Genomic DNA, 12,796 nt, shown 5'->3' on the forward strand with positions numbered 1-12,796 from the left:
GTCATCCCTGCTCCGTCTGGCCGGTCTGTGCCGGCATGGAAATACTGACTTCAAAATGGTCCGTTTCGCGCAGCCAGTGAACGCTCGCTTCATGGCCGTAGGCGCTGGCCAGACGCTGGCGCACATTGTCGAGCCCCATGCCATTGCCACGCTGTTCGGGCTGCCCGATTTCCAGCAGATTGTGCAACGTGATCTGCAGCAAACTGCCTGCGCGCCCGATGCGCAACGTGATGCAGCCTCCGTCAAGCATGCCGCACACGCCATGCTTGACGGCGTTTTCCACCAGCGGCTGGATCAGCATCGGCGGCAGCAGGCAGTCCAGCGCTGCGGCATCGATGTCTTCTTCCACCTGCAGCCGCTCGCCAAAGCGCACCTGTTCGATCGCCAGGAAGTGCCGGATCAGCTGCAGCTCCTGGCCAACCGTGATGTGGCGATGCGCATCGAGCCCCAGGCTGAGGCGGAAAAAGCTGGCCAGCTGCACCGTCATCTCGCGTGCACCGGCCGGGTTGACGGTGGTCAGGGCGCTGATGGAATTCAAGCTGTTAAACAGGAAATGCGGGTCGATCTGCGTGCGCAGCATGCGCAACTGGGCTTGCTGCGCCATCAATTGCGCCTGCAGCTCGCGCTGCTCGGCCGTCCTGGCGCGCACAAATTCATGCAGCAGATAGTGCACCGCCACGGCCAGGCAGTAAAGCAGGACGCCAAGGCAAAAAAACGCTGCCAGCACGGTCTGGCTCAGCGGCAAGCCGAGGCACGGCACATCGAACAGCAGGCTGACGCTATTGGAAAACTGCAGAAACGTTGCCCACAACAGGCCGGCAAACAGCGCGGCCACCGTCATGACGCCGATAATCGTCAAGGGCGGGCGCCCATGCAGCGGATAGGCGCGGCACAGGTAAAACGCGGAAAAGCCGGTACCGATGGCATACACCAGCGTGGCCGGCAGCACCAGCAGCACGGCGTTGAGCAACGGCACTTGCGTCATGATGGCCAGCGCCAGGGCAAAAACCAGCCCCAGCGCCAGGCACACCAGCAGCATCACGACCGCCCCGCGCCGCTTGGGCAAGGACACGCTCATGACTTAGTTGCGAATTTCCAGGCCACCCATAATGGCGTAGCCGCTCACATACAGGCGCTTGTTCTGGTTGGGCGGCACGATGGTTTTCTCCTCGAAGCCGCCGAGAATAGGCGTGCCCTGCAGGACCACGCTCCAGTCCGGCGGCACCTTGATGGTAATGCCGCCGCACAGTGCAAACACATTGAGCACCGCTTCGCCTTCGATCGAGGCCTGGCGCAGATCGATTTCGCAGCCGGCCAGCACGGCGTTGATATCGCCGCCCCTGAACCGCTGCGACGACACGCGCCGCACATAGCCGCCCAGGATGGCGCTCACTTCGATAATGCTGTCGTCGTCCGCCGCAGCGCCCTTCCCTGCCGGCGCCGGCTCCTTGTCGAGCGAAACGGCACCGTTGCGCGGTGTGCCGAATGGGTCGGATGGGTCGGACGGCGGTACGAATGCTGAGTGCGGTGGCGGCTGGGGTGGCTCGGCGCGCGGTTGGCCGGCGTCGCGGCGATGTCGATTGTTGCCCAGCGACTTGGCCACCACAGCCGCACCGGCAGCGATAATCAACAAGGGCCACAACATGTCCCAGCTGACGTAAAACAGCCCGATGTGCTTGAGACTGGAAACCAGACCCAGCAGCAGGATCACGCCGCCGATCACATGGCCACGCGTGGTGCGGCTTTGCGACAGTTTCAAGAGGCCAACGACGATCAGGATAGTGGGCCAGAAACGGATGTTGTAGCGGACGTTGATAAAACCCAGGTTATCGAGCAGGAACAGCAAGCCCAGGCCGATCACGATCACGCCCAGCAAAATTTGCGTCGATGAATGTGGCTGCGGCTTATTTTTCATGTTCGGACTCCCGATAAGCAATAAAGTGTTTGTTCAGCAGCGGTTCGAGCACCAGTCCCACGCCCCAGGCAATAAGCAGCGCCGGCCAGCTGTTATAAAAATGCATGCCCCACAGCTCTTCATACGACACATACCACCAGGCAGCAAAGAAGATCAGCCAAAGGCCGCTCAATATCTGTTTGGCCGATACCGGATAGAGCAGCTTGTTGACGCCGAAAGCGGCCAGAATAATCGGCCAGTAGTGCCACATCGCATAGTAGTCGTGCAACACGATAATATCGAGCCGGTCAAGCAGAATGGCGGCGCCGACAACGATCAACAGCAGCCCCCACAGCAACTGATGGCGGCGGTGATACGCATGGTCAGGTTTCATGATGGTTCCGTGAGTGTTGATGCTGCTAACGATACCCGGCTTTGCGCCAGCGGCAAACCGGCATTCGGCGAAAGGCGGAAAAGAGGCGGTGAATGGCGCAAACAATAGCGCCAGAATGAAAAAAGCCGGCGATGCCGGCTTGGGAGAATATTGCGTTAGCGTGTTGGGCGTCGTATTGTATTGTAGGTCGGATTAGCCGGAACGGCGTAATCCGACAATACCGCAGACGCAGACGTTAACAATGTTGTCGGATTACGGCCTGCGGCCTAATCCGACCTACGCCTGCCCTACGCCTGCCAATCGGCAGATGTATGACGAATTCTGGTGCCGATCCTTGAGGCGACCGGCTCACCTGCTGGAAGATCGAACATGCCGTCTACTACACAGCAGTGCGCCTCAACCAAGCAGAGCCATCATACGCCAGTTTGCCGCGCTGCTCCGTTCGCTTGCGCACATAAGATCCAATAAAGGATCAGCGATCGAGCATATCGCGGCTGATCCACTCGATCACCGACGGGCCTTGCGGCTGCCAGCCGAGCAGTTTGCGGGCGCGCTCACCGCGCACGCGGCTGTTCGAACCCAGGCCATAGGACGCCATCTCGTAGCCCCACTCGGCGATTGCTTCAGGCAGCGGCCAGTCTTGCGCCGGGCCCAACTGCAGTGCCTCGGCGATGGCCGCCGTCATGTCGCGGAATGCCGCTTCGCCCGACTCGACAAAGTAGAACGTGCCGGCTGGCGACTTTTCCAGTGCCAGCAGGTACAGGCTGACCACGTCGTCGATATGCACGTTCGACCAGATATTGCGCCCTGGCCCCACGTGGCGCACGATGCCGCTCTTGCGCGCCTGTTTCAGCAGACGCGGCAGTTGCACGCTGTCGCGCGGCAAGGCGCCGTGGCCATAGATCAGGGTATTGCACAGCACACTTGCGCGCACGCCCTGCTGCGCGCTGGCCAGCACCAGATTGTCGATGGCGACACGGGCCACCTTGTCTTCGGTCGGCTCAGGCAGCGCGTCTTCGAAATACACCTGGTCGGTGCCCTCGCCGCCCGAGGCGTCGCCGACGATGGACGAGCCGCTGGTATGCAGGTACGGCTTGTTGCTGCCAGCCAGCGCTTCGATAATGGCCTCGACGGCGCCACGGTGGTCGCTGCTGGCGGCATTGATGACGGCGTCGGCCGCGCGCGCCTGTTCGATAATCAGTTCGCGGTCATCGAGTGAACCCACCACGCCAGATACACCGATGCTGGCCAGTTCGGCCACCTGCTCCGGTTTGCGCACCAGGCCGGTGACCTGATGGCCGGCGCGCACCAGGCCTGCCGCAATCGAACTGCCGATAAATCCTGCTGCACCTGTCAGAAATACTTTCATGGCCTGCTCCTTTGCTGTTCGTTGAAATCAGCAGAACAGTATGGCGCAAATGCGTTATCGCAAAAAGAGCGCGTGCGGCAAAAGATTTGTGCTTGCACAGCAACAGTAGCAGGCTTGGCCTCCGCTACCCCAATGCTGCTTGCAGCGCAGCAATATAACGGCTTTGATAGGCAGGGTTCTCGGGCATCAGCAGCGTCAGGCGCTCGCGTGCGCGGGTAGCGGCCACATAGAAACGGTTTTCCTCTTCCAGCGCATCGCTCTGGCTGCGCGGAAATTCATCGATGGCCAGGTAAGGCAGGATCACGTGCTGGTATTCCAGCCCCTTGATCTGGTCGATGCAGGCGATCACCAGTTTGGCCTTGCCGCTGGTAACGGAGACCGCCTCCTCCATCTCGCCCAGCCAGCCGGAAAATTCGTCGAGCGTCACCTGCGCTTCGCTGCAAACGGCAATAAAGCCATGCAGCGCGCGCGCCACTACCCGCGCCTGGGCCGGGTCGACATGGATGCGGCGCGCCGTCTGCTCCAGCCCCAGCAGGACGAAGATATGCTGCAAGGCCGGCCCGGCCGGCGCCGTGGCCGGCAGGCCACGCAGATAATCGACGGCAGCCTGCGTCAGCGCAGCCCGGTCGCGGTTGCTGGACCTGGCCAGCTGATTGCTGAGAAAACCTTCCAGCAGATCGGGATAATTGGCAACATCGGCCTTGGCCTGCTGCAGCTCGCTTTGGGTAAACGGAATTTCTGCAAACGCCACCAGCGCTTCGAGAATTTCGCCGCGACGCGGGCCAGCAGGAATGGCATGCAAATCCTTGCGCGCCATGGCCACCATGCCACGCAGCATCAGCACTTCCTGGCTCAACAGATAGCTGTTCATGTCCACCAGACCATATGCGATGCCGCTCTGGAACAGCGCCGTTTCCACACGGATGGCCTGGTCGCGGTCACGCAGCAGGATCGCCGTGCCGCCACTGCCTGCGGCGCCGGCGTCTTCCAATGCAGCAATCAGTTGCGCGCTGCACGCCTGCGGCTGGGCATGATCGTAGGGCAGCAATTCGATCACGGTGGCGCGCGTCAGCGCCGAGACACTGGGCTTGTTCTTGAGCACGCCAACGGCGCGCGCCAGCTGCGGGCCATAGCGGTAGGACGCAGTCAGCGGCAATCGCTGCAAGGCGGGAAACTCCTGCTCGAAGCGCTGGCGCAAAAAGCGGTGATCGGCGCCCGACCAGGTGTAGATGACCTGGTCCTTGTCGCCGGCGCCGCAGAAAAACGCATTGCCGCGACGAATCAGCATGGTCAGCAGGCGAAACGACGCTTCGTTCAGGTCGTGCAGCTCGTCGGCCACGATAATCTGATACGCCGGCAGCAGCTGGCGCAAGGGCTCGTCGTCGGCCAGCAGGCGTACCAGATCGTAGGTGGCGTCGAACGGGCCGCGAAACTGGATCTCGCCAGCCTCGGCGCCGCGCAGCGACTCGTATTCACGCAGCCACAGGTAATGCGTGCGCGACATGCCCAACAGCTCCAGGTTGTCGTCAAGGCTGTTGCTGTCCATCTCCGGACGCGCGAAGTCCAGCCGCGCCTTGGTGCGCAGCTGCAGCTTGAGAAACTCGGCCATCGCCGCGTTGGTGGTATTGATTTCCAGTACATGGCGGTGGCCATATTTGTCGGCCGTGATCTCGAGCGCCTCGCGCACCATCGGCAGCAAGGCCTCGTTGTTGCGCAGCGCGGCGACCGGCGCGTGCTCGAACTGCAGCAGCGCCTTGCCGGCAAAGCTGTCAAAGGTATCGATGGTCAGGCGCTTGACCACGCCCAGCGGCACGCCGATATCGAGCAGCCGCTGGCGCAGCGCCACGCGCGCCGCCTCCGTAAAGACCAGTGCCAGCATGCGCTCGGGCGGCCGGCCGCGGTGCAGCGCCTCGGCCAGGCGCAGTGCCAGCGTGGTGGTCTTGGCCGCGCCCGCATTGGCGTCGATCACAATGATTTTCTTTTGCGCCGTCTGGATCGCCAGCTGTTCCTGCGTTGGCGTAATGCGCTTGGGCGTAAATTGTGCTGCGTTGTCGTGGTTCAAAATCGGCTATCTGAAAAAGTCATTACCAGGCGCAGGTGCGCAGGCCGGCAAAGCCGTCGCAGCGCTGCGGCGCCTGAAAACCGCGCATGCGTGGCGAAACCAGGCGCAGCGAGGTGGCAAACGAGGCGCCGCGCAGCACCTGGGCCTCGAGGAAATGCGGCGTGGAATAGCCGCGCCAGGCGCCTGCTTCGAAACCGGGATACGGCTCGAACGGCGTGGCCGTCCACTCCCACACCTGGCCCCACTGAAACAGCGGATGGCCGGACAGCGCAGCATACTCCCATTCCGACTCGGTTGCCAGGCGCCGCCCGATCCAGGCGCAATAGGCCTGCGCCTCGTACAGGTTCAGATGGCGCACCGCCTCCTGCGGCGCCAACGTGACGACCTGGCCAAAACGCTGGCTGCGCCACTGCGCGCCGTCGCGCTGCCAATACAGCGGCGAAGAGCGTTCCTGCTGCATCAGCCAGGCGCTGCCGGCGCCGCTCCAGAATTGCCGGTTCTGATAGCCGCCATCGTCGACGAAGTCGGCGAACTGGGCGTTGCTGACTGGCGTGCTGTCGATGGCAAACGGCGCCACGTAGCAGGCGTAAGGCGGGGTTTCGTTGTCGAATACAAAGCCGGTCTGGCGCGGCGAGCCCTGCTGCAAGGTGCCGCCAGGAAAAGCAATCTGGCCGCCGCCACCTGGCGCGTGACCGGTGGGCATGGAAGGCGGCGCTGCCAGACCCAGCCATTGCAAGCCGGCCAGCATCTGTTCGCGGCACAGGTCTTCATGCGCCAGCGCCAGCCGGTAGGGCAACAGCGCGCTGTCGATATTGGCTTCGCGCGAGAGCTTGTCGAGCACCCGGTCCAGCACTTCGTGGCAATACATCTTGACGGCGCCCACGCTGGGCAGGTCCAGGCTCCAGCGCGCGCGATGCGGCACCAGGCTGGCATCGAACAGGTCGTCGCCACGCGTAAGCAGGCCGTTATAAACAGCGTCGGCCGGATGGCTGCTGGGCGCCTCACGCAGAATAAACCACTCGGCAAACCAGGCGATATTGCCGAGCTGCCAGAGCGGCGGCGTCAGCTCGATCTGCCGTGGCACGCGCGCCACCACGTCGTAGCCGGCGGCGGCATAACAGTCAAACAGGGCCAGTGTGGTCTGGCGCGCGGCCAGCAGCGATTGCGCCAGTTGCTGCGCGCCGGCTTGGCGAAGAGAAGCGTTGATCAAAGTCATGGGCGGATTGTAACGACTTTTGCCAACTTTGCACTAATTTCTAAAGGGACGAGAAATACCGTCCCCCGCTGCCCCGCGCTGCCCTAATTCAAGCCCAAGTTGCCAGAACAGGCGTCCCGGGCCAAGCGAGCCTGAAAAATGTCGAGGGCAAGGCGTAGGTCGGGTTAGCCCGCAGGGCGTAACCCGACAACACCACTCCGGCCCGCTTTTACGTTTTTACGCTCTTCACTATTTAATCGCCAGCTCACCAGCCACCGGCGTGGTCACCGACTTGGGCATGCTGACGATAAAGCTGCTGCCCTGCTCGGCCACCGACTGGATCGCCAGCGTGCCGCCATGGCGCAGCAGCACATGCTTGACAATCGCCAGGCCCAGTCCCGTACCCTGGGTTTCGCGCGAGCGGCTCTTGTCGACGCGGTAAAAACGCTCGGTCAGGCGCGACAGATGCTCTTCGCTGATGCCGATGCCGGTATCTTGTGCCACGAACTGCGGCCCGTTGACGCCGTCCTGCCAGCGCAACGTGATCTTGCCGCCGGCGGGCGTGTAGCGCACCGCATTCGAGGCCAGGTTGCCGAAAGCGCTGTACAGCTCATCGTAGCTGCCCAGCACGTTGGGGCCGTCGCACTCCATCACGATCTCGTGCTTGCCGCCGGACAGCGCCCTGGCGTCGCGCGCCACCTGGTTCATGAGTTTTTTGATATCGACCGGTTCGGGCCGCAGCGGATAGTCGACCGACTCCAGCCGCGACAACGTCAGCATATCCTCGATCAGGTGCTGCATGCGGTGGCCCTGCTCGGTCATCAGCTTGATATGGGCGCAGCGCGTGGCCGTATCGAGATCGAGTTCGGTCGAAGCGATCTCAAGGAAACCCACGATCACCGTCAGCGGCGTGCGCAATTCATGCGAGGCGTTGGCAATAAAGTCGCGCCGCATGCGCTCGATGCGCTCGGTTTCCGTCACGTCGTGGGTGACCAGGATCTGGCGGCGGTTTTCAAACGGGATGATCTGCACGATCAGCTTGCGGTTGCGAAACGTGATCGTCAACGGCTGCTCGTAGCGGCCGAGGATAATGTAATCCATAAACTCGGGGCTGCGGATCAGGTTGGTGACGCGCATGCCGCGGTCGCGCTCCTGGGTCAGGCCCAGGTGCTTCTCGGCAGCCGGGTTGCACCATTCGAGAAACAGCACGTCGTCCATAATGACCACGCCGTCCGGCAACAGGTGCATGGCCTGGCGAAAGCGCGCCAGCCACTCGGTCAGTTCGGCCTGGTTTTTTTCATCATCGCGACGCATGCGGTACAGGCGCGCGAAAATGCTGGTCCAGGCGCCCCAGCCGTCGGGCAGCTTGCCGCTCTGCGGATTGTCGAGCCAGTTACTGAGCTGGAACAGATACGACAGCTGCACGAACACCATCATGGCTGTCAGCACAAAAGCAATCCCCAGCGCATAGGTGGCGCCGAACAGATACCAGACCACACCGACGCCCAGCAGCGCCAGCACCATGCGCAGCGCGGCTGGCACCCAGAACAGCAATTTCGGATTCATAAACTCGGGCTTTACTTTTCGGACAACATATAGCCGACGCTGCGCACCGTCTTGATCAGGCTTTCTGCCTCTTTCAACGCTTTGCGCAAGCGCAATACGTGGACGTCGACCGTGCGTTCCTCGATTACCACATGGTCGCCCCACACCTTGTCGAGCAGCTGGCTGCGCGAAAAGACGCGCTCCGGATGCGCCAGCAGGAATTTCAACAGCTTGTATTCGGCATGACCGATATCGATCTTCTGTTCATCCATCATCACCGTGCAGCTGACCGGGTCGAGCGCCACATTGCCGGCGCGCATCGGCGCCTGCGCATGCTCGGGGCTCTTGCGCCGCAACAATGCCTTGGCGCGCGCCAGCAGCTCGCGCGGCGAAAACGGCTTGGTGACATAGTCATCGGCGCCGTTGTTGAGGCCAGCCAGCTTGTCTTCTTCCATGCTTTTCGCCGTCAGCATAATCACCGGAATGGCGGCAAAATTGCGGTCGGCGCGGATACGCGAGAGCAGCCGCAGCCCGGTCTGGTCAGGCAGCATCCAGTCGAGCAGGATCAGATGCGGGGTGCGGTGCTGGATGAATTCCCAGGCATCGGCGACGTTTTGTACAGAACAGCAATTCCAGCCGGACTCGCGCAGCGAATAGGTCACCAGTTCAACGATGGCCGGCTCATCTTCAACAATCAATACCGTGGTTTTATCGGATGCCATAAAGCTTACTCAGGGAGCTCCTCGGAAATAGCCGGAGTCGCAGTTTTGGTGTGACGAATATCTTTGCCTTCCACCACGTAGATCACGTATTCGGCAATATTTTTCGCATGGTCGCCGATGCGTTCGATGGCCTTGGCCACCCACAACGTATCGAGCGCGGCCGAGATTGTACGCGGATCTTCCATCATGAAGGTAATCAGGTTGCGCATGATGGAACGGAACTCATGGTCAATGATGGCGTCCTGGGCAATTAATTGCAAGGCCAGCTTTTCATCGTTGCGGGCAAACGCGTCCAGTGCATCGTGCAGCATGTCGGTGGCGGTGTTGGCCACGCCGCGCACCATTTCGTAGTGGTTGACCACCGGATTGCCGCGTTTGTGCAGGTTTTTCGCCACGCGCGCAATCTTGGTTGCTTCGTCGCCCACGCGCTCGAGGTCGGTAATTACCTTGATGGTGGCCATAATGGTGCGCAGGTCGTTGGCGGTCGGCTGGCGGCGCACGATCAGGTGGCTGCAGGCGTCGTCGAGCGACACTTCGAGCTGGTTGACGGTGTCGTCTTCGCGCATCACGCGGTCGGCGCGCTCCGGGTTGCCAATGCGAAAGCAGGTCATCGCATCGAGGAACTGGGTTTCAACGATGCCGCCCATCAGCAGCACTTTCGAGCGGATGGCTTCGAGTTCGTTGTCGTATTGTTTGGATGAATGTTCGCCTAGCATGCTGTCTCTCCGTATCTGTTGTCTGGTGTCGTGGTGGCGCCGGGCGCCGGTCAGCCGAAGCGGCCGGTAATGTAATCCTGGGTTTCCTTGCGGGCAGGATTCATGAAAATCTGGTCCGTTTCGCCAAATTCCACCAGTTCGCCCAGATACATATAGGCGGTGTAGTCGGAGCAGCGCGCTGCCTGTTGCATATTGTGCGTGACGATGGCGATCGTGTAGTCCTGTTTCAGTTCGCTGATCAGTTCTTCCACTTTCGAGGTCGAGATCGGGTCCAGCGCCGAGGTCGGCTCGTCGAGCAGCAGCACGTCCGGTTTCACCGCCACGCCGCGCGCGATGCACAGGCGCTGCTGCTGGCCGCCCGACAGCGACAGGCCGCTCTTGGTCAGCTTGTCCTTCACTTCGCCCCACAGCGCAGCCTTTTTCAGGGCCCACTCGACGCGCTCGTCCATCTCGCCTTTCGACAGGTCTTCATACAGACGCACGCCGAAAGCAATATTGTCGTACACCGACATCGGGAACGGCGTCGGCTTCTGGAACACCATGCCGACCTTGGCACGCAGCATATTGACGTCCTGGTCGGCGTCGAGCACATTGCGGCCACGGTACATGATCGAGCCTTCGGCGCGCTGGCCCGGATACAGGTCGTACATGCGGTTAAGCGTGCGCAGCAGGGTCGACTTGCCGCAGCCCGACGGGCCTATAAAGGCCGTGACCTTCTTTTCGTGAATATCGAGATTGACGTTATGCAGGCTTTGCGTCTTGCCGTAGAAAAAGTTCAGACCCGAGATCTCGATGGTTTTTTTCTTTGGAGCCAGGTCTGCAGCAGGATTCATTTGGGTATTCATGGTTTCGCTTCGCTATGGTAGTGAGCTGATAACAATTATTTTTACTGATACGGTCGACTGATGCGACTTAATGTGGTGCTTTTTGGCTGAACACGGTACGCGACAAAATATTCAGAGCCAGCACGCTGAAGGTGATCAGCAGCGCGCCGCCCCAGGCCAGCGAGCGCCAGTTGTCATACGGGCTCATCGCAAACGAGGCAATCACGGACGGCAGGTTGGCCATCGGCGCATTCATGTTGAAGCTCTGGAACTGGTTGTTGAGCGCAGTAAACAGCAGCGGTGCGGTTTCGCCGGCAATACGGGCCAGGGCCAGCAGCACGCCGGTGATTACGCCTGCCTTGACGGCGCGCAGGCGCACCAGGGTGGCCACCTTCCAGCGCGGCGCACCGAGGGCAAAGGCCGCTTCGAGCAGGCTGTTCGGTACCAGGCGCAGCATATTGTCGGTAGTGCGCACCACCACCGGCACGGCGATCAGCGACAGCGCGATCGAACCGGCATAGCCCGAGAAATGCTTGACCTGCGCCACATACAGCGCGTACACGAACAGGCCAATCACGATCGACGGGGCCGACAGCATGATGTCGGTCACGAAGCGCGTCAGCTGCGCCAGCTTGTTTTCTTCGCCGTATTCGGCCAGGTAGATGCCGGCCAGAATGCCGATCGGGGTGCTGACCAGCGTGGCCAGGCCAACCATCAGGCCGCTGCCGACAATCGCATTGATCAGGCCGCCACCTTCGCTGCCGGGGGCCGGCGTGGTATTGGTGAACAAGTCGATCGACAGTGCGCCGAAGCCCTTGACGATCAGCGTGATCAGGATCCATACCAGTACCGTCAGACCGAGCGCCATGGCGGCCACCGACAGGGCGATGCCGATACGGTGCGTCAGCAGACGCTTGCGGTAGACAGGGTTCTGCGCCGCATTGGCCATCACATCGACCGGGCTGGTTTGACTTGCTTGGCTCATTTGGTGCCTTCCTTGCGGGACATGCCAGCCAGCATCAGCTTGGCGGCGGATAAGACGATAAAGGTAATCACGAACAGAATCAGCGCCAGCGAGAACAGCGACGACACATGCAGCGCCGACTGGGCTTCGCCGAATTCATTGGCCAGCAGCGAGGTGATGCTGTTACCGGCAGCAAACAGCGACCACGACAGCTTGTTGGCGTTACCGATCACGAACGTGACGGCCATGGTCTCGCCCAGCGCGCGGCCCAGACCCAGCATCACGCCGCCCACGACGCCGGTCTTGGTGTAAGGCAGCACGATCTTGCGCACCACTTCCCAGCGAGTGCAGCCCAGGCCATACGCCGACTCTTTCAGCACGGCCGGCACGATCTCAAACACATCGCGCATCACTGATGCGATAAACGGGATGATCATGATGGCCAGCACCAGGCCGGCCGTCAGCAGGCCGATGCCCATCATCGGGCCGCTGAACAGCGGGCCGATCAGTGGCACATTGCCCAGCGTGGCTTTCAGCACCGGCTGCACATAGTCGGCAAACAGCGGTGCAAACACGAACAGGCCCCAGATACCGTAAATGATACTGGGCACGCCGGCCAGCAGCTCAACGGCGGTACCCAGCGGGCGGCGCAGCCAGGCCGGGCAGATTTCAGTCAGAAACAGGGCGATGCCGAAGCTGACCGGAAAAGCGATCAACAGCGCAATCACCGAGGTCACCAGGGTGCCGATAATCGGAATCAGCGCGCCATACTGGTCGTTGACCGGATCCCATTCGGCCGACACAATGAAATGCAAGCCAAAGGTGCGGAAGGCAGGGATGGACTCGTGAATCAGAGAAATGATGATGCCAACCAGCACCACCAGTACCGACATGGCAAACAACATCGTTACCTTGTGGAACAGGAAGTCCTGGATGCGCTGCTTGCGCATCACCGACATCATTGCTGTGTGACTAATGGAATCGGTCATGCTGCCGCCTGACATGGGGATCGTGGAGGAAGTGGATTGTGCGCTCATAATGGGCCGTTTGTTGTAGTACTGAATGGGCAATCAGGGCTGTTTTTCTTGTTCGCTTAGCCAGGAGCGCCAGC

12 protein-coding genes are annotated in these 12,796 nt (G+C 61.2%); all 12 read right to left on the reverse strand.

What is annotated here, in order from left to right:
- Position 1 precedes the first annotated feature (1 nt).
- The gene (locus GCM43_RS11330) at positions 2-1,078 is read right to left on the reverse strand and encodes a sensor histidine kinase (protein WP_152244279.1); all 1,077 of its coding nucleotides are present in this window, start codon (positions 1,076-1,078) and stop codon (positions 2-4) included.
- A 3-nt stretch (positions 1,079-1,081) separates the two neighbouring features.
- Positions 1,082-1,915 (reverse strand): LiaI-LiaF-like domain-containing protein, encoded by an 834-nt coding sequence (locus GCM43_RS11335; protein WP_152244281.1) that lies wholly within the window; start codon positions 1,913-1,915, stop codon positions 1,082-1,084.
- The gene (locus GCM43_RS11340) at positions 1,905-2,288 is read right to left on the reverse strand and encodes a LiaF transmembrane domain-containing protein (protein WP_193315598.1); all 384 of its coding nucleotides are present in this window, start codon (positions 2,286-2,288) and stop codon (positions 1,905-1,907) included. Before GCM43_RS11340 ends, GCM43_RS11335 begins: the two co-directional genes overlap by 11 nt.
- A 472-nt stretch (positions 2,289-2,760) precedes the next feature.
- Positions 2,761-3,657: an NAD-dependent epimerase/dehydratase family protein gene (locus GCM43_RS11345; RefSeq protein ID WP_152244285.1), complete on the reverse strand. Its 897-nt coding sequence runs from the start codon at positions 3,655-3,657 to the stop codon at positions 2,761-2,763.
- A gap of 124 nt (positions 3,658-3,781) precedes the next feature.
- Positions 3,782-5,719, reverse strand: a complete 1,938-nt coding sequence (locus GCM43_RS11350) for a UvrD-helicase domain-containing protein (RefSeq protein WP_152244287.1) — start codon at positions 5,717-5,719, stop codon at positions 3,782-3,784.
- A 22-nt stretch (positions 5,720-5,741) separates the two neighbouring features.
- Positions 5,742-6,935 carry a selenoneine synthase SenA gene (gene senA, locus GCM43_RS11355; protein ID WP_226929450.1) on the reverse strand — a complete coding sequence of 398 codons (1,194 nt, stop codon included), beginning with the start codon at positions 6,933-6,935 and terminating at the stop codon, positions 5,742-5,744.
- Between the two features lie 228 nt (positions 6,936-7,163).
- A complete protein-coding gene (gene phoR, locus GCM43_RS11360; protein WP_152244289.1) occupies positions 7,164-8,480 on the reverse strand; it encodes a phosphate regulon sensor histidine kinase PhoR in 1,317 nt (438 codons plus the stop codon).
- Positions 8,481-8,491: 11 nt separating this feature from the next.
- The gene (locus GCM43_RS11365; RefSeq protein WP_152244291.1) at positions 8,492-9,181 is read right to left on the reverse strand and encodes a response regulator; all 690 of its coding nucleotides are present in this window, start codon (positions 9,179-9,181) and stop codon (positions 8,492-8,494) included.
- 5 nt (positions 9,182-9,186) lie between these two features.
- Positions 9,187-9,897, reverse strand: a complete 711-nt coding sequence (phoU, locus tag GCM43_RS11370) for a phosphate signaling complex protein PhoU (protein WP_152244293.1) — start codon at positions 9,895-9,897, stop codon at positions 9,187-9,189.
- A 50-nt stretch (positions 9,898-9,947) separates the two neighbouring features.
- A complete protein-coding gene (pstB, locus tag GCM43_RS11375; protein ID WP_152244295.1) occupies positions 9,948-10,742 on the reverse strand; it encodes a phosphate ABC transporter ATP-binding protein PstB in 795 nt (264 codons plus the stop codon).
- Between the two features lie 67 nt (positions 10,743-10,809).
- Positions 10,810-11,706: a phosphate ABC transporter permease PstA gene (gene pstA, locus GCM43_RS11380; RefSeq protein WP_152244297.1), complete on the reverse strand. Its 897-nt coding sequence runs from the start codon at positions 11,704-11,706 to the stop codon at positions 10,810-10,812.
- Positions 11,703-12,674, reverse strand: coding sequence for a phosphate ABC transporter permease subunit PstC (gene pstC, locus GCM43_RS11385; protein WP_226929451.1), 972 nt, complete (start codon positions 12,672-12,674; stop codon positions 11,703-11,705). The genes pstA and pstC overlap by 4 nt, the downstream gene beginning before the upstream one ends.
- Positions 12,675-12,796: the final 122 nt, after the last annotated feature.

This window comes from Janthinobacterium aquaticum (assembly GCF_009208565.1).
GTDB lineage: Bacteria > Pseudomonadota > Gammaproteobacteria > Burkholderiales > Burkholderiaceae_D > Janthinobacterium.

Excerpts from the sequence above, each read along its gene's own strand:
- GCM43_RS11340 (WP_193315598.1), bottom strand. The coding sequence starts at position 2,288 with ATGAAACCTGACCATGCGTATCACCGCCGCCATCAGTTGCTGTGGGGG.
- phoR (WP_152244289.1), bottom strand. The coding sequence starts at position 8,480 with ATGAATCCGAAATTGCTGTTCTGGGTGCCAGCCGCGCTGCGCATGGTG.
- GCM43_RS11345 (WP_152244285.1), bottom strand. The coding sequence starts at position 3,657 with ATGAAAGTATTTCTGACAGGTGCAGCAGGATTTATCGGCAGTTCGATT.
- senA (WP_226929450.1), bottom strand. The coding sequence starts at position 6,935 with ATGACTTTGATCAACGCTTCTCTTCGCCAAGCCGGCGCGCAGCAACTG.
- pstA (WP_152244297.1), bottom strand. The coding sequence starts at position 11,706 with ATGAGCCAAGCAAGTCAAACCAGCCCGGTCGATGTGATGGCCAATGCG.
- GCM43_RS11330 (WP_152244279.1), bottom strand. The coding sequence starts at position 1,078 with ATGAGCGTGTCCTTGCCCAAGCGGCGCGGGGCGGTCGTGATGCTGCTG.
- phoU (WP_152244293.1), bottom strand. The coding sequence starts at position 9,897 with ATGCTAGGCGAACATTCATCCAAACAATACGACAACGAACTCGAAGCC.
- pstC (WP_226929451.1), bottom strand. The coding sequence starts at position 12,674 with ATGACCGATTCCATTAGTCACACAGCAATGATGTCGGTGATGCGCAAG.
- GCM43_RS11335 (WP_152244281.1), bottom strand. The coding sequence starts at position 1,915 with ATGAAAAATAAGCCGCAGCCACATTCATCGACGCAAATTTTGCTGGGC.
- GCM43_RS11365 (WP_152244291.1), bottom strand. The coding sequence starts at position 9,181 with ATGGCATCCGATAAAACCACGGTATTGATTGTTGAAGATGAGCCGGCC.
- pstB (WP_152244295.1), bottom strand. The coding sequence starts at position 10,742 with ATGAATACCCAAATGAATCCTGCTGCAGACCTGGCTCCAAAGAAAAAA.